At 63.3% G+C, this 16,307-nt stretch carries 12 protein-coding genes; 4 read left to right on the forward strand and 8 right to left on the reverse strand.

Annotated features, from left to right (window positions below; all coding sequences use genetic code 11):
* Positions 1–4: 4 nt before the first annotated feature.
* Positions 5–1,540, forward strand: coding sequence for an ABC transporter substrate-binding protein (locus tag ACRARG_RS18100; RefSeq protein WP_432691622.1), 1,536 nt, complete (start codon positions 5–7; stop codon positions 1,538–1,540).
* A gap of 148 nt (positions 1,541–1,688) precedes the next feature.
* On the opposite strand, the gene ACRARG_RS18105 is transcribed toward ACRARG_RS18100, so the two are convergent.
* The 3 genes from ACRARG_RS18105 to ACRARG_RS18115 all read right to left on the reverse strand — a co-directional run bounded on the left by ACRARG_RS18105 (position 1,689) and on the right by ACRARG_RS18115 (position 5,797).
* Positions 1,689–3,077: an amidohydrolase family protein gene (locus ACRARG_RS18105; RefSeq protein ID WP_432691623.1), complete on the reverse strand. Its 1,389-nt coding sequence runs from the start codon at positions 3,075–3,077 to the stop codon at positions 1,689–1,691.
* Between the two features lie 70 nt (positions 3,078–3,147).
* Positions 3,148–4,680: an ABC transporter substrate-binding protein gene (locus ACRARG_RS18110; RefSeq protein ID WP_432691624.1), complete on the reverse strand. Its 1,533-nt coding sequence runs from the start codon at positions 4,678–4,680 to the stop codon at positions 3,148–3,150.
* A 457-nt stretch (positions 4,681–5,137) separates the two neighbouring features.
* A complete protein-coding gene (locus tag ACRARG_RS18115) occupies positions 5,138–5,797 on the reverse strand; it encodes a TetR/AcrR family transcriptional regulator (RefSeq protein ID WP_432691625.1) in 660 nt (219 codons plus the stop codon).
* A gap of 132 nt (positions 5,798–5,929) precedes the next feature.
* Here ACRARG_RS18115 and ACRARG_RS18120 point away from each other — a divergent pair, with 132 nt between their 5' ends.
* Together ACRARG_RS18120 and ACRARG_RS18125 are read left to right on the forward strand one after the other, a co-directional pair.
* Complete coding sequence (locus ACRARG_RS18120; protein WP_432691626.1) at positions 5,930–7,084, forward strand: efflux RND transporter periplasmic adaptor subunit; 1,155 nt, start codon at positions 5,930–5,932, stop codon at positions 7,082–7,084.
* A 9-nt stretch (positions 7,085–7,093) separates the two neighbouring features.
* Positions 7,094–10,207, forward strand: coding sequence for an efflux RND transporter permease subunit (locus ACRARG_RS18125; protein ID WP_432691627.1), 3,114 nt, complete (start codon positions 7,094–7,096; stop codon positions 10,205–10,207).
* 23 nt (positions 10,208–10,230) lie between these two features.
* Here ACRARG_RS18125 and ACRARG_RS18130 read toward each other — a convergent pair whose 3' ends face one another.
* The 5 genes from ACRARG_RS18130 to ACRARG_RS18150 all read right to left on the reverse strand — a co-directional run bounded on the left by ACRARG_RS18130 (position 10,231) and on the right by ACRARG_RS18150 (position 14,759).
* Positions 10,231–10,731: a MarR family winged helix-turn-helix transcriptional regulator gene (locus tag ACRARG_RS18130; RefSeq protein ID WP_432691628.1), complete on the reverse strand. Its 501-nt coding sequence runs from the start codon at positions 10,729–10,731 to the stop codon at positions 10,231–10,233.
* A 147-nt stretch (positions 10,732–10,878) separates the two neighbouring features.
* Positions 10,879–11,292, reverse strand: coding sequence for a RidA family protein (locus tag ACRARG_RS18135; protein WP_432691629.1), 414 nt, complete (start codon positions 11,290–11,292; stop codon positions 10,879–10,881).
* Between the two features lie 13 nt (positions 11,293–11,305).
* Positions 11,306–11,737, reverse strand: a complete 432-nt coding sequence (locus tag ACRARG_RS18140) for an acyl-CoA thioesterase (protein ID WP_432691630.1) — start codon at positions 11,735–11,737, stop codon at positions 11,306–11,308.
* Positions 11,734–12,477, reverse strand: coding sequence for an SDR family NAD(P)-dependent oxidoreductase (locus tag ACRARG_RS18145; protein WP_432691631.1), 744 nt, complete (start codon positions 12,475–12,477; stop codon positions 11,734–11,736). The genes ACRARG_RS18140 and ACRARG_RS18145 overlap by 4 nt, the downstream gene beginning before the upstream one ends.
* Complete coding sequence (locus ACRARG_RS18150) at positions 12,474–14,759, reverse strand: bifunctional salicylyl-CoA 5-hydroxylase/oxidoreductase (RefSeq protein WP_432691632.1); 2,286 nt, start codon at positions 14,757–14,759, stop codon at positions 12,474–12,476. The genes ACRARG_RS18145 and ACRARG_RS18150 overlap by 4 nt, the downstream gene beginning before the upstream one ends.
* 337 nt (positions 14,760–15,096) lie before the next feature.
* Here ACRARG_RS18150 and ACRARG_RS18155 point away from each other — a divergent pair, with 337 nt between their 5' ends.
* Positions 15,097–16,299 (forward strand): acyl-CoA dehydrogenase family protein, encoded by a 1,203-nt coding sequence (locus ACRARG_RS18155; RefSeq protein ID WP_432691633.1) that lies wholly within the window; start codon positions 15,097–15,099, stop codon positions 16,297–16,299.
* Positions 16,300–16,307 lie beyond the last annotated feature (8 nt).

Raw genomic sequence — 16,307 nt, forward strand, 5'->3', positions numbered from 1 at the left:
CCCTATGACCGCTCTGCGCAAAACCTTTCTCGCCGGTGCCGCCGCCTTTGCCCTGACCGGGCCGGTGGTCGCGGGACCTGATAACAATTCGCTGGTCTGGTCGACTGACCGGGAGATCAGCGTGCCCTTCGTCTGGTGGGATACCGTCAGCGAAATGGGGGCAATGATGTACCACATCTATGACACGCTGGTGTATCGCAATCCCGAAACGATGGAATACGAGCCCCTGCTGGCCACCGGGTGGGACTGGATCGACGACACCACGCTGGAACTGACCCTGCGCGAGGATGTCACCTATCATGACGGCAGCGCGTTCAATGCCGATGATGTTGTGCGCAGCTATACAGAGCTGCTCAAGCCCGAGACCGGCGTCGTCAATGCGAGCCTGATCACCTGGATGGAGTCGGTGGAAAAGGTTGATGATTTCACCATTCGTATCCATATGGCCAAGCCCTTTCCGCCGGCACTGGAATTCCTGTCTGGCACGCGGCTTGCCGTGCCTGCGGCGGAGGTCTGGGACAATCTGCCGGCCAAACCCGATGGCACGCCGGACTTCGCGCAGATGCCCTCTATCGGCACCGGGCCTTACCGGATGGAGAGTTTCACGCCGGGCGAGGGTCTGACCCTGACCCGCAACCCGGGTTACTTTGACGGGCCGAAGGGCCAGCCGGCGATCGAGACGATCAGCTTCCGCACGATCCCCGATCAGGAGACGCGGGTGGCCGAGCTTATGGTGGGCGGCGTAGATTGGCTGACCGATCTGCCGGCCGATATGGTCGATCAGCTGGGGGCCGTACCGGGAGTGAAGACCGTTGCCGGGCCCGACATGCGGATTGCCTATCTGGTTCTGGACCGCACCGGGCGGCACGCCGGCACGCCGGTGGCCGATCTGAAGGTTCGCCAGGCCATAGCCCATGCCATCGACCGGGAGACCATCGCCCGGGAGATTGTGGGCCCGGCTGCGCAGGTGGTGAATGCCGCCTGTTATCCGACTCAGGTCGGCTGTACGGATGATGTGCCGCATTACGATTACGATCCGGAAAAAGCCAAGGCGTTGCTGGCCGAGGCAGGCTATCCGGACGGCATCACCATCGAGATGGGCGCCTATCGTGAGCGGCCCCATGCGGAGGCGGTCCTCGGGTCGCTGAGGGAATCGGGGATCAATGCTGAGATGACCTATCTGCAATGGTCCGGCCTGCGCGAGCGGCTGAAGGCCGGCGATATCGACATGGCGCTCCGGACATGGGCGTCGTCCGGGCTGAACGACGTTTCGGCCATCGCCTCTGTCCTTCTCAAGATGGGGCCGGACGATCTGTGCCAGTCGCCGGAGATCAAGGCCTTGCTCGACAAGGGCGACAGCACCATCGATCCAACGGCGCGGGCCGCTGTCTACAAGGAGGCGCTGACCATGGTGGCAGAGGAGGTCTGCTGGATACCGCTCTTTTCCTATTCCAAGGTTTATGCGACGCAGGACAGGCTGGATTTTTTCCCGACGGCAGACGGGTTCCCGTTGTTTTTCCTAGCAAAATGGGAAGAGTGACATTGCGCATTTGACCCAAAAGGCGCCTTCGGGCGCCTTTTTTGTTGGTCGCGACATTTGGCGGGCTGTGGCGCCGCGGGGGGATTTTGCATCCCCCCGCCCCCCCTGCAGGATATTTTCGGCAAGAAAAAAGGGGGCAGGGCCGGGATCAGATCGAAATGGGATAGGCCGCGAAGAGGCGTTTGGCTGAGGCAGCTTGCTCCTGGGCGATCCGCGTCATGTCCACGCCATGGACCCTGCCGCCGGACTTGCGGATCTGGCCGGCGATCATGACCAGGTCAATATCCGCGTTCTGGGCGAAATGCACGACCGTCTGTGCCGGGTCGACCGTTCCCATCATCGCCAGCGAATGGCGCCCGATGATGAGGAGATCTGCCTGTTTGCCGGGCGTGAGGGAGCCGATACGGTGATCGAGCCGGAGGGCGCGGGCATTGTCGATCGTGGCCCATTTCAAAGCTTCGATCGACGCGACAGGCGGTTCGGTAACGCGGGCGGTCGGCACCCCGACCTTGCGTTCCTTCACGTCCTCTTCTGCCAGAAGGCCATCGGCATGTTTGGTGTTGTAAAGCCGCGCGCCCATCAGCGAGGCGCGCATCGTGTCGAGCATCCCGCCGGTCAGATCGACCTCCGTATCCGGGCCGATGGAGGGGCGGCCACCCATGCGCAGGATGCGGGACACAAGCGGTTCTACCGGATGCGGCCCGAGTTCAACCGGCGGGGTGGAGGTGACGGTGGCGCCGTGGTCGAGGATCACGCGCAGTTCCTCATCGCCAATGTAGTTCGCGTGGACGATGTTGTGGTCCGGGCCCAGCAGGCCCTCGCGGGCGATGGTCATGTAGCCGTCGGCGACGAGGCGGTTCAGGCCCCAGATATGGGAGCTGGAGAGAAGGTCATAGTCCCGGGCCATACGGAAATCGTGGCGGCAGACCTCGATGCCGGAATAGTCCGGGCCGAGGATGCAGGCGGCGAGCGTCACCAGCGCCGCATCGTCGTGCAGACGGCCTTTGCGGAGGCGGTCGATCTCGGCCACCGGGTGGGGGATCGTGGAGAAATGCGGCTCGCCCGGCTTCGGCTCCGGCTTGACGGTGCCATGGCCGAAGACGGCGCGCAGTCCGGCCTCCTCAAGCGCGTCGATGGCCGCATCGGTATGGGCCGGCGTGGCGTTATTGTGGCACCAGTCAAAGAGCGTGGTGGTGCCGGCTTCGATCTGACTGAGCGCGCCGACAAGCGTGCCGATATAGGTGTCCTCAGGCGTGTAATGCGGCGAGATGCCAGCATGGACATGTTTGAAATAGCCGCCTGAGGGCCAATCCGCGGCAATGGCCCGGATCGCGCCCTGCCAGGTATGCAGATGGGCATTGACGAAGCCGGGCAGGACGATCCGGCCGTCGGCGTCGATGACCTCTGCATCCTCGGCTTCAATCTGGGGGCCGAGCGCGGCGATACGGTCATCCTCGATCAGGACATCGCCGGTGAAACTGCCGAGGCCGTCATCCATGGAGAGGATCTGGCCGCCCTTGATCAGGGTCTTCGTCATATTTTGGTCCTTCGGAATTGGGGCAGGGCGCCCGGAACGGGGCGCCCTCTATCCGCCTATCTGATGCGGTTCATTTCCAGCTGGAGAGGAAGAACAGCGGGAAGCCGTCGGCCGTGGCAAAGAATTCCAGATCTTCTCTATAGGCGTAGGGCTTGGAATGGGAATAGAGCGGCACCCAGCAAACCTCTTTTGCGACCTCTTCCAGCGCCTGCTTGTAGGTGGCATCGCGCATCTCGGGGTCGATGGTTGTGTCGGCCTTGTCGAGCAGGTCCTTGACCGTCTGGTTCTGGCAATAGTCATCCGGCGTCATCTTGAGCAGGACAGATGCAATGCCGGAGATATCGTTCAGCCCCGAAGACGCCCATCCGGTCTGCGCGACCTGCACCTTGCTATCGTTCATTTTCGAACGCAGCCCGGCCCATTGCAGCATGTTGATATCCGCATTGATGCCGACGTCGCGCAGGTTCCCGATGATCGCTTCCAGCAGGTAGCGGTCGCGGTAGGCATCGATGGTGATATTGATACCGTCACCATAGCCCGCCTCGGTCAGCAGTTCCTTCGATTTCGCGGGATCATAAGCATAGGGCTCCACCTCCTGGGAACAGCCGACCTGGGTCGGATAGCACCCGGCGTTCAGGACATTGGCAGCGGGGCCGACGAGGTTTTCCGCGATGCCCTTCTTGTCGATGGCATGGGCAATGGCCTGCCGGACCTTCAGATCGGCCACGGGCGTGTCGCCGGAGCGGCCGGTGGCATCGAGCATGAGATAAGAGATCCGCATGTCCGGCCCGTCGAGGACCTGCATACCCGGCACGCCGCGCAGATTGTCGACCGAGTCCTGCGTCAGGCCGGTCACCCAGTCGACCGAGCCGACCATGAGCTCTGCCACCGCGGTCTCCGGGTCGAGGATCGTCTTCATATGCAGGGTCTTGATCGCCGGCTGGCCCTTCGGTCCGTCGAAATATTCCTCGTTACGCTCGAGGATCATATCGCCGCCGGGTTGGAAGCTGACCATTTTGTAGGGGCCCGTGCCGATCACGGGCATATTGGCATAGTCCGGCTCTCCAGCGGCGTTCTTCGGCGGGTTTTCCCATACTTCGGAGGGCATGATGCCCATGCGGGTGCCGGAGAGGAATTCAAAGATCGCGGGGAAGGGTTTGGCCGTCGTGATGCGGACGGTCATATCGTCCACCTTTTCGACCTTGCTCATCCATTTCACGAGGCCCGCGTTCATCACGGCGGTCTCGGGGGCGATCAGATGGGAATAGCTGGAGACGACATCGTCGGCGCTGAAGGCGCTGCCATCATGGAAGGTGACACCGGGCCGCAGCTTGAATTCCAGTGTCAGGTCGTCGATCCGGGTCCATTCGGTGGCCAGCAGCGGCAGGTATTCCATGGTCTCGGGGTCGCGATAGACCAGTGTGTCGAAATAGTGGTGCTGCATGGCTGCGATATCGACGAGGTTCTCCCACCAGACGAGAGGAATATTGGCCTCGCGGTTCGTCACCCAGACAAGCGAGTCATCTGCCTTTCCGGCGATGGTCGGGGCTGCCATGAGGCTCATGGAGGCTGCGGCAACGGAGGCGAGGAGCAGATTTTTCATTGTGTCACGTTTTCCATATTATGAAATAATCGAGGAAGATTAATTTCATGATGATGAGGTAAACCGCATCTCGTCAATGAATTTCAGAAAAACCTAGAGAAATGCCTGAATTTATCTGCTCAAATTTTCCAACAATTCTATATTGTGAAAATATTTGCAACTTTGCGGCTGTTCGGGGCGGTTTCCCTTGCAATCCGGGACCAGACTGAGACTGCATCCCGCCCGGCGCGTAAGAATTGCCGCGGGCGCGTGACGCGCCTGCGGACTTGGCTGAAAGCCATCTCAGGAAACCTTCGGACCGCAAGCGCCGACAAAACCGAACACCAGCAAAAGCATCCTGTCGGACTGGCGGAGGGGTTGGCACTGTTGGGCGACTGGCTGTGACCGACGCTCCAACCCATTTCGGTCCGTCGTCGGAGGCGTCGCAACCTCGACGCGATGGCTCAGTTCATGGTCCCTAGCTGATCCCGTGGCGGAACACCTTCAGGCCCAGCTCGAACCGGCTTTCCCAGGCACGGGTGGAGGGATGGAACTGCGGGCTGGCCAGCGCCTCGATAATCGGCAGATGCAGCATATCCATCAGCAATTGGGCCGCGGCGGAGGTGTCGGAGACAGAGAGCTCTCCCCGCTGGACAGCCCTTTCGATCTCTTTCTTCATACGAGCTTGTTTGTTGCGGGGTCCTTCTTCGAGGCAGCGCCGCGCAAGGCGGGGATGATGCGCGGCCTCTGCGATGGCCAGCCGGAACAGGGCGATCGGCAGATCCCAGGCTTGTGACGGCTGATCGAACCGGAACATGCGGCGCAGGCGGGTTTCGAAATCGGCATCATCATCGGGATCGGGCGGGTCGATGTCGACATTGTAGCTATCCGAGAGATAGGCTTCGAACAGGGCGTCGCGGTCTTCGAACAGGTCGTAGAGCTTTTGCTTGGACATGCCGGCACTGCGGGCAATGGCGGACATGGTCATGCCGGCCAGACCGACCTCCCGGAACATCTCGTCCAGGGTTGCCAGGATGATCCGGCGCCGTTCTTCGGGCCGCATGACAACGGGCCGGCCCTTGGACCGGGGGGCCTCCTCCGGTGCCGCACAGGCGCGTTTGTCTCGTTTTTCAGCCATATCGCTCCGTCCTCTTTCTGAAATGGCTTGCGGATCACGCCTGCACAGATTTAAGAGACTCACAAGTCTTTTATATATCTGCGTGGCGCGTTCCAAGTGTCTTTGCCATGCGCCGCCCGAAAGGAGACCGGGATGTCCCGCCTCAGATCGTTCCTCGTTCCCGCCTGCACGGCCCTGCTGGTTGCGCTGTCCCTGATGCCTCGGACCGCGCGGGCGCAGCAGGCCGGGTCGGCGCCGCCGCCGGCCGTGACAGTTGAAACCCTGCAGCCGGAGGCACTGACCCTGACGGCAACCCTGCCGGGGCGGGTGCGCGCGTCGGCGGAGGCCGAGGTCCGGCCGCAGGTCAATGGCATCATCACGGAACGGCTGTTCCGCGAGGGCTCCATGGTGTCGGAGGGCGATGTCCTGTTCCGCATCGATGCGACCAGTTACGAGGCGGCGGTGGCACAGGCGCGGGCATCGGTCAGTTCGGCGCAGGCGCAGCTGCGGGCGGCGGACAGGGAGTTTACCCGTGTGAACGAGCTGAGCGGGCGCGGCGTCGCCACCCAGGCGGCCATGGATACCGCCGTATCTGCCCGCGATACTGCGCTGGCTCAGGTCGATGTGGCAGAGGCGGCGCTGCGGACCGCAGAGATCCAGCTGGATCATACAGAGGTTCGGGCCCGGCTGTCGGGTCGGATCGGCCTGTCGGAGGCCTCGCCCGGGTCGCTGGTCACGGCCAGTCAGGCGACGGCGCTGACCACGATCCGCAAGCTGGATGTGGTGCATGTCGATGTCACCCAGTCGGCGGCCGAGCTGTTGCAGCGGCGGCGCAGTGGCGGGAGCGACGATCTGGACGCGGCGGAGGTGACGCTGACGCTGGCGGATGGATCGACCTTTGATCAGAAGGGTCTGCTGACGGCCGCGGAGCCGCATGTGGATGAGCAGACCGGCGTGGTCGTGCTGCGGATCGCCTTTGACAATCCGGACATGCTGCTGTTGCCCGGCATGTATGTGCAGGTCGAGATGCCGACCGCCCGGGTCGACAACGCCTTCCTCGTCCCGCAGGAGGCCGTGACTCGCGACCGCCGGGGCAATCCGCAGACCCTCGTCGTCGGCGAAGATGGCAAGGTGGCGGCGCGTCCGCTGACGGTGTTGCAGGACCGCGGGGCGCATTGGGTCGTGACCGAGGGGCTGGCAGCCGGCGACAGGGTGATCGTGGCCGGGCTACAGCGCGCCGCCCCGGGCGCCACCGTCACCGCGCAGGAGCGTGAAAAGACCGCCTCCGCCGCTGGCGCGACAGAATAAGGGCCTGACATGGCACGTTTTTTCATTGACCGGCCCATTTTTGCCTGGGTCATCTCGATCATCATCATGGGGGTCGGCCTGCTGTCGATCCTGACCCTGCCGGTCGCCCAGTATCCGCAGATCGCCCCGCCCGCGATCACGGTGAACGCGACCTATCCCGGCGCCTCCGCCCAGACGGTGGCCAATACGGTGACGCAGGTCATCGAACAGCAGATGACCGGGCTGGACGGGATGCGATACATGTCGTCCAACGCCACATCGGCGGGGACAACGACCGTGACCCTGACCTTCGAGACCGGGACCGACCCGGATATCGCGCAGGTGCAGGTGCAGAACAAGCTGTCCCAGGCCACGCCGCTGCTGCCGGAAAGCGTGCAGCGGCAGGGGGTGACGGTGCGCAAATCCTCCGCCGGCTTCCTGATGGTTGTCTCGCTCATCTCGCCCGACGGGACGCTGGACGAGACCGACCTTGCCGATTACCTGCAGACCAACCTCGTCGACGAGATGTCGCGGATCGAGGGTGTCGGCTCTGTCCAGGTTTTCGGGTCGCAATATGCGATGCGCATCTGGCTCGACCCGTCGAAACTCTCGGCCTATGAACTGACGCCGTCGGATGTCGTATCGGCGGTATCGTCGGAAAACGCCCAGATCTCCGCCGGGGCCTTTGGCACCCGGCCCGCGCCGGAAGGGCAGATGCTGAACGCCACGATCACGGCGCAATCGCTGCTGCAAACGCCCGAGGATTTCCGCCAGATCGTCCTGCGGGCCGAGGAAAACGGCGGGCTCGTGCTGTTGGGCGACGTGGCAGAGGTAGAGATCGGCGCGGAAGGCTACAATTTCTCTGCCACCTATAACGGGCAGGCGGCGACGGGCATGGCAATCAGCCTGGCGCCGGGGGCAAATGCGCTCGACACTTCCGAGCTGGTCAAGCACCGGATGGAGGAATTCGCGGCCTTTTTCCCGCAGGGCATGGAATATGTCATCCCCTATGACACCACGCCTTTTGTCGAGATCTCTATCGAATCCGTGGTGCATACGCTGATCGAGGCGATCGTGCTGGTCTTCCTCGTGATGTTCCTGTTCCTGCAAAACTTCCGGGCAACGCTGATCCCGACGCTGGCGGTGCCGGTGGTGCTGCTGGGGACCTTCGGGATCATGGCGGCGCTTGGCTTTACCATCAACACGCTGACGATGCTTGCCATGGTTCTGGCCATCGGTCTGCTGGTCGACGACGCCATCGTCGTGGTGGAAAACGTCGAGCGCGTGATGGAGGAGGAGAACCTGGGCCCCTATGAGGCCACGAAAAAATCCATGGGTCAGATCACCGGGGCGCTGATCGGGATCGCCATGGTGCTGTCGGCGGTGTTCGTGCCGATGGCCTTCTTCGGCGGGTCGACCGGGGTGATCTACCAGCAGTTCGCGATCACCATCGTCTCGGCCATGGCGCTGTCGGTGGTGGTGGCGCTGACGCTGACGCCGGCGCTCTGCGCGACGATGCTGAAGCAGAGCCATGGCACGCGGGGCGGGCTGTTTGGCCTGTTCAACCGCGGGTTCAACGCAACAACGCGCGGCTATGGCGGGCTGGTTGGCGGCATCATCAAGCGGCCGTTTCGCATGGCGCTGGTTTATCTCGCTTTGGTTGCGGCGATGGTCTTCATGTTCCTGCGCACGCCGACCGGGTTCCTGCCGGCGGAGGATCAGGGCATCATGCTGGTGATGATCCAGGGCCCGACCGGCGCCACGACCGAACGGACCGAGGCGGTGATCGACAAGATCGAGACCTATTTCCTCGAACAGGAATCCGATGCGGTAGAGGCGGTCTTTGGCGTTGCAGGCTTTGGCTTTGCCGGGCAGGGGCAGAATATGGGTCTGGCCTTTGTCCGCATGAAGGACTGGAGCGAGCGGGAAAATCCTGCGCTCTCCGTGCAGGCGGTGGCCGGGCGGGCCTATGGGGCACTGTCGCAGATTCAGGATGCCTTCGTTTTTCCGATCGTGCCGCCTTCCGTGCCCGAACTGGGCAATGCCTCGGGCTTTGACATGTATCTGCAGGCGCGCGGCGGGCAGAGCCATGACGAGCTGGTCGCGGCCCGCAACCAGATGCTGGGCATGGCGGCGCAGAGCCCGCTGCTGACCGGTGTGCGTCCGAATGGGCTGGAGGATGCGTCGCAGTTCAAGCTGGATATCGACTGGCGCAAGGCCGGGGCCATGGGCATTTCGGCGACCAATGTGTCGAACCTGCTGGGCATCGCCTGGGCCGGGTCTTATGTGAACGACTTCCTCGATCAGGGCCGGATCAAACGGGTCTATGTGCAGGGGCAGGCCGACAGCCGGGCGACGCCCTCGGATCTGGCCAAGTGGCGGGTGCGCAATACCAGCGGCGGGCTGGTGCCCTTTGCCAATTTCGCCACCGGGTCGTGGCAGATGGGGGCGCAGGGCATCTATCGCTACAATGGCGTGCCGGCGATGCAGATCCAGGGCAACCCCGCGCCCGGCGTCACCTCGGGCGAGGCGATGGCAGAGCTTGAACGTCTTGCCGCGCAGCTGCCGCCGGGCTTTGACCTGGCATGGACCGGGCTGTCGCTGGAAGAGCGGCAATCGGGCAATCAGGCACCGCTGCTTTATGCGCTGTCCCTGGCGGCGGTCTTCCTGTCGCTGGCCGCGCTATATGAAAGCTGGTCGATCCCCTTTGCCGTCATGCTGGCCATGCCGATCGGGGTGCTGGGCGCGCTGGTCGGGGCCTGGCTGGGCAGCTATGAAAACGGCGTGTTCTTTCAGGTCGGCCTGCTGACCGTGATCGGCCTGACCGGCAAGAACGCGATCCTGATCGTGGAATTCGCCCGGGAACGGCAGCAATCGGGAGAGCCGCTGCTGGTCGCGACGGCGGAGGCGGCCAAGCAGCGGTTCCGGCCGATCATCATGACCTCCATGGCGTTCTCGCTGGGTGTGCTGCCGCTGGTCCTGTCCATTGGCGCGGGATCGGGCGGGCGCAATGCCATCGGCGCGGGCGTGCTGGGCGGCACGATCTCGGCCACGGTGCTGGGCGTGCTGCTGGTGCCGCTGTTCTTTGTGATCGTGGCGCGGATCTTTGGAGCCCGGCAGCGCACGGAGGCGGCAAAAGCCTGATGCGCCTGCCGGCCGGGGCCGGGTCAGTCCGTGCCGGGAACCTGCGCCTCGGCCGGGTCGGGCTGTCCCTGACGAATATCAAGCATGATGGACATGCCGCGGGCCGCGTCTGCCTCTGAAATGGCGCCGAACATCTCGTTGATCCAGGTCAGATGCGCGGCGGCCATATCGTCCATCAGCGCGCGCCCCTTGTCGGTGATCTGCACGACGATGGCGCGGCGGTCGCTGGCGAGACTGTGGCGTTCGGCCAGCCCGTCGGCGACCAGCCGGTCGACCACGCCGGTCACATTGCCGTTTGAGACGATGAGATGCTGGGACAATTCGCTCATCTTCATGCCGACGGGGCGGGCATGCAGCGCCGCCAGCACGTCAAAGCGGGGCAGGGTGGTGTCATAGCCCGAGCGCAGCCTTTCGCGCAGCACACCTTCGACATGGCGGACCGCCTTGAGCATCTGAAGCCACAGCCGCAGACGGTCGACCGCGTTGCGGTCGGCATGCTGATAGGGGGGTGCCGTGTCTTCCATCCGACCTCGCATCGTTTCAGGGTGCGTTATTTTGCATATCAATCAAATGCGGGCAGAGTAAAGTGCGCAACGGCGCACCGACCCGTGCCAAATGACGCGTGGCCCGGATCCGGAGGATCAGGATAAAACAGCGATCCGGCGGGGGTGTCAGGCTTCGGGAATGACGGCGGTTGCCTCGATCTCAATCCTTGCGGCATCTTCCATCAGCGCCACCACCTGCACCACGGCCATCGCTGGAAAATGGCGGCCGATCACCTCTCTGTAGGCGGCGCCGAATTCTTTGAGATTGCCGTTATATTCCGCCTTGTCGGTGATGTACCAGGTCAGCCGGACCAGATGTTCAGGCCCTGCGCCGGCCTCGGCCAGAACCGCGACGATGTTCTTCAACGTCTGCCGGAACTGACCGACCATGTCGGTTTCGACCCATTCCTGCGCCTCGTTCCAGCCGACAAGCCCGCCGGTAAAGATCATGCGGCCCTGCGCCAGAACGCCGTTGGCATAACCCTTGGCAGGCACCCAGCCCTTGGGCTGCAGGAAGGTGTGGGGATGGGGCATACTCATGAGCGGTCCTTGTTCACGGGTCGTGGGCGGCAATGATAAACGGGGTCATACGGTCCCGCACCGGATCTGGCCAGGGCAGCGACCGGCCACCGCCGGTTTCGGCATGAACGATCGTGGCGCTGCAGGTGAACCGGGGCGCATCCGCACCGGAGCAGATGATCTCGAACGTGGCGGAGGCGCGGCCCAGCCGCTGGATCGCGAGGCTGAAATCCAGCCAGTCGCCCAGCAGCGACGGCGCTTTGAACCGCACCTCGATATGGCCCATCGGGGTGCCGGTGCCGCCGGAGCTGACCCCGGTATCGGCCCAGCCATAGCCGATTTCATCAGCCAGGAACCGTTCAATCGTGGCCGAGATCATCTCGAAATAGCGCGGATAAAAGACCATGCCAGCGGGGTCGCAATGATTGAATTCGACCTGACGGCGCAGGATAAAACGGCGGCTCATGTCTCGCCCCCCGAGACCGAGATCTGCTGGCCGGTCACCATGTCGCTGCCCGGACCGCAGAGCCAGATCACCGCCTGTGCGACATCGCCGGGCGGCACCAGCCGATGCATCGGGTTGGTCGCTTCGAGCGCGGCACGCGCCTCCTGCTCGGACCGGCCGGTCTGTTCGACGATATTGGCGATGGAGCGCGCCGTCATCTCTGTATCCAGAAATCCGGGGCAGACGGCGTTCACGGTGATCCCCTTGCGGGCCAGTTCCAGTGCGACCGATCGGACCATGCCGACCACGCCATGTTTCGCGGCGGCATAGGGCGCGACATAGGGGTACCCCTTGAGCCCGGCGGTCGAGGCGATGGCGATCAGCCGGCCCCAGGGTTTGCCCGACATTGCGCGGGCCCCTTCCCGCAGGGTGAGGAAGGTGCCGGTCAGATTGACGTCGATCATGCGCCGGAAGGCGTCCAGATCGGTGCGGGTGAACGGCGCGCTTTCCGACGCGCCGGCATTGGCGACGACAATATCGGGGGCGGCTGTGGCGATGGCCTCCGCGATCGCGGCCTCATCGGTGATGTCGCAGGTGGTGGCGGTGATGCCCGGATGGGCTGCGGCCACCTTGTCCAGCGGCGCGGCGCGGCGACCGCAGATCGTCACCTCTGCCCCTTCCCGGGCGAGCCGGACGGCAATCGCTTCGCCGGCGCCGGATCCGCCGCCCGTCACGAAGGCCCGTTTGCCGGAGAGGGTCACGTGGACATCGCCCGGGCGCGTTCGGCCAGCGTATATGCCTGTCGCTTGCCGCCTTCATAGGGCGCGGGCCAGGCCTGCGCCTGATCGTCAAGCTCCACCGCCGCGTGCAGCGTCCAGTAGGGGTTGGCCAGATGCGGCCGGGCCAGAAGCACCAGATCGGCGCGTCCGGCCATGAGGATCGAATTCACATGGTCGGGTTCATAGATATTGCCGGCCACCAGCGTGGGCAGGTCGATCTCATTACGGACACGGTCGGCGAAGGGGACCTGGAACATGCGGCCATAGATCGGCTGTTCGGCCTTGTCGGTCTGGCCGGAGGAGACGTTGATCGCATCGGCGCCGGCGTCTTTGAACATCCTCCCGATCTCCACCGCCTCATCCGGAGTTACCGCATCCTCGCCCATCCAGTCATGGGCAGAGATACGGACGGTCATCGGTTTGCCTTCGGGCCATTCGGCGCGCATCGCGGCAAAGACCTCCAGCGGGTAGCGCATGCGGTTTTCCAGCGTGCCGCCGTAGTCGTCGGTCCGTTTGTTGGTGACAGGCGAGATGAAGGAGGCGAGCAGATAGCCGTGGGCGGCGTGCATCTCGATCATGTCGAAATCGGCGTCGCGGGCGGCCTTCACAGCGGTGACGAACTCATCCTTGACCATATCCATATCGGCGCGGTCCATCGCCTTGGGCACCACATTGCCCTCCATCAGCGGGATGGCAGAGGCCGACAGCAGCGCCCAATTCTCGCCCTCGGGCAGGGGTTTGTCGATCCCGTCCCAGGCGAGGCGGGTGGAGCCCTTGCGCCCGGCATGGCCAATCTGGGCGCAAATCTTGGCGTCGGTTTCGGCGTGGACAAAGCCGGTCAGCCGCGACCAGTCCGCCAGCTGATCCGGCCCGATGCAGGGACAGCCCGGGGTGATCCGGCCCTGCATGCTGACGCAGAGCATTTCGGTGAACACCAGCGCCGCGCCACCTTTGGCGCGTTCGGCGTAGTGGACGAAATGCCAGTCTGTCGGCATGCCGTCCTTCGCCTTGTACTGCGCCATGGGAGAGACGACGACGCGGTTCTTCAGCTCCATTTCGCGCAGCTTGAAGGGCGCGAACATCGGGCTGCGGGTGGAATTGCTGCCCGCCCGTTTCTGGAACCAGGCCTCGGCGGAGCCCAGCCATTCAGGATCGCGCAGGCGCAGGTTTTCATGGCTGATCCGCTGCGACCGGGTCAGCAGCGCGTAGTTGAACTGCATCATGTCGAGGGTGAGGTAGCGCTCCACCTCTTCGAACCATTCGGTGGAGTTGCGCGCGGCGGAGGTGACGCGCAGCACCTGCAATTTGCGTTCGTCCTGATAATCCTGCAGCGCCTGTTCCAGCGGCTTGCCGGAGCTGAGCTCATCAGCCAGCGCAATGGCCGATTCCATGCCCAGCTTGGACCCCGAGCCGATGGAGAAATGCGCGGTGGCAGAGGCATCGCCCAGCAGCACGACATTTTCGAAGAACCAGTTTTCGCAGGTCACGCGGGGGAACTGGATCCAGGCAGAGCCGCGGATATGGCCGGCATTGGTCATCAGGGGATGGCCGCCGAGATGCTTTTCAAAGATCTTCTCGCAGAGCGCGATACTGTCCTGCTGCGACAGGGTGTCGAAACCAAAGGCCTTGTAGGTCGCCGGCCCGCATTCGACGATGAACGTGGCCGTGTCATCGTCGAACTGATAGGCATGGGCCCAGATCCAGCCGTGCTCTGTCTGCTCGAAGATGAAGGTGAAGGCGTCGTCGAATTTCTGATGCGTGCCGAGCCAGACGAAATGGTTCGCGCGCATGTCGATCTCGGGCTGGAAGCGGTCGGCATAGAGGCTGCGGGTTTTCGAATTCAGCCCGTCAGAGGCGACAACCACATCGTAATCGCGCCGCAGCCCGTCGATCCAGTCGGGCTGGATTTCGGTCTGGAATTCGAGAGTGACGCCCAGATCGCGGGCGCGCTGTTGCAGCAGCAGGAGCATTTGCTTGCGTCCGATGCCGCAGAAACCATGGCCGCCGGAGGTCATGCTCTCTTCGCCGCGCACCACCTTCACGTCGTCCCAGTAAGCGAAGTGATCGCGGATCATCTTTTCGGAGACGGGGTCGTTCTCGTCGAAATTCGACATCGTCTCGTCCGAGAGGACGACGCCCCAGCCGAATGTATCGTCCGGGCGGTTGCGTTCATAGACCGTGATCTGATGCGCGGGATCGCGCAGTTTCATGGAAATGGCGAAATAGAGGCCGGAGGGGCCTCCTCCCAGAACGGCGATTTTCATGGCACGTTTCCCTGTTTTGTCAGATCAGAATACTGAGTCGCAAAACTATTTCAAGTATAAAGCAATATCGGGGTCTGTGACCGGATTGCCCTGACCGGGTTTTCTGGAAATGTTTTCTTTGCTGGTTTGCCAGCCGGCTCAGGCCATTATTTCATCGCGTCTGGCTGGTGCCTATAATTTAGACCCAAAACAATTTCTCTCTGGTCGCGGGGGTCCTGACCTTCGATCAGCTGTCTCATCATGGTATTATTTCTGTTCATGCAAACAATTAGGATTATGAATTGGATTGATTGATGGCCCTGACGCAAGCTATTATGATGCCATCAGGGGACGCCACATGACCATTGCTCAGACGCCCGCGCTGGACAGCGTCGCGCCAGCCGACACCGTTGATTTTTCTCGCCTGACCGAAACACCTGAATTCGACGCGCTGCTGGCAGAGCTGACCGCCCGCAGAGACACGTTCGAAGAGCTGGGCCATATCCCACGCGATGTGATCGGGCTGATGAAACAGGCGCGGATTTTCCGGTCCGCAACCCCGCGTGCCTTTGGCGGCGATGCCATGGCGCCGCATCATTTCCTCAAGATGGTCGACAAGATCGGAACGGTGGACGGATCGGCGGCCTGGGTTGCGGCCTTTGGATCGGCCAATACCTACACCGCGGCCCTGCCGGTCGAGGCGCAGGCGATCATGTATGCCGACGGGCCTGACCAGGTGTTCGCCGGGGGGCTGCACCCGGTTCAGGATGCGACCCGGGTCGAGGGCGGCTGGACCGTCACGGGCCGGTGGAAATTCGCCTCGGGCTGTATGGGCGCCGACTGGATCGGTGTCGGCATCAGCGGCCGGGCGGAGGGCGCCGAAAAGGGCGACGTGCCCAAGGTCATGATGGCCGTGGCGCCAGCTGCCGAGGTGGAGATTGTCGAGACATGGGATGTGTCGGGCATGCAGGGCACCGGCAGCCACGACACCACCGTCACCGACAAGTTCTATGCCGACATGTGGATCTGCGAACGCGGTGCGCCCGGTGTCATTGACGAACCGCTCTACCGCTATCCGGCGCTTGCCTATCAGGCGCAGGTTCATGCGGCCTGCAACCTTGGCCTGGCCCGGGCGGCAATCGACTATGCCAAATCGGTTTCGGGGGCGGCCAAGATCATGGTGGGTCATGCGCGCCTGTGCGACCGGGGGTATTTCCTGACCGGGCTGGCCGAATGCGAAGCCAAGCTGCGATCCGCGCGGGCCTTTTTCTATGAGGCGGCAGAGGCGGCCTGGGAGAGCCTGATCAAGGGCGATCCGGTGTCTGTGGACCAGACCAATATGCTGCGGCTGAGCGCCACCAATGCCGCGCTGTCGGGGGCGGAGGTCGTGCAGACGGCCTATCGCATCTCCGGCATGGGGGTGATCAGCCGGAAGAGCCCGATGCAACGGCATATGCGGGATGCAATGGTGGTGACCCAGCATGCGGCGGTGACACAGATGACGCTGGAACAGGCGGGGGCGGTTCTGGCCGGGCTGACGCCGCCGCGCGGTTTTCCGTGACGGCGCAG

It is taken from the genome of Pseudooceanicola profundi (assembly GCF_050897955.1).
Lineage (GTDB): Bacteria > Pseudomonadota > Alphaproteobacteria > Rhodobacterales > Rhodobacteraceae > Pseudooceanicola.

Bases quoted from the DNA above. Each gene is read 5' to 3' on its own strand.
- ACRARG_RS18100 (WP_432691622.1), top strand. From the start codon at position 5: ATGACCGCTCTGCGCAAAACCTTTCTCGCCGGTGCCGCCGCCTTTGCC.
- ACRARG_RS18105 (WP_432691623.1), bottom strand. From the start codon at position 3,077: ATGACGAAGACCCTGATCAAGGGCGGCCAGATCCTCTCCATGGATGAC.
- ACRARG_RS18110 (WP_432691624.1), bottom strand. From the start codon at position 4,680: ATGAAAAATCTGCTCCTCGCCTCCGTTGCCGCAGCCTCCATGAGCCTC.
- ACRARG_RS18115 (WP_432691625.1), bottom strand. From the start codon at position 5,797: ATGGCTGAAAAACGAGACAAACGCGCCTGTGCGGCACCGGAGGAGGCC.
- ACRARG_RS18120 (WP_432691626.1), top strand. From the start codon at position 5,930: ATGTCCCGCCTCAGATCGTTCCTCGTTCCCGCCTGCACGGCCCTGCTG.
- ACRARG_RS18125 (WP_432691627.1), top strand. From the start codon at position 7,094: ATGGCACGTTTTTTCATTGACCGGCCCATTTTTGCCTGGGTCATCTCG.
- ACRARG_RS18130 (WP_432691628.1), bottom strand. From the start codon at position 10,731: ATGGAAGACACGGCACCCCCCTATCAGCATGCCGACCGCAACGCGGTC.
- ACRARG_RS18135 (WP_432691629.1), bottom strand. From the start codon at position 11,292: ATGAGTATGCCCCATCCCCACACCTTCCTGCAGCCCAAGGGCTGGGTG.
- ACRARG_RS18140 (WP_432691630.1), bottom strand. From the start codon at position 11,737: ATGAGCCGCCGTTTTATCCTGCGCCGTCAGGTCGAATTCAATCATTGC.
- ACRARG_RS18150 (WP_432691632.1), bottom strand. From the start codon at position 14,759: ATGAAAATCGCCGTTCTGGGAGGAGGCCCCTCCGGCCTCTATTTCGCC.
- ACRARG_RS18155 (WP_432691633.1), top strand. From the start codon at position 15,097: ATGACCATTGCTCAGACGCCCGCGCTGGACAGCGTCGCGCCAGCCGAC.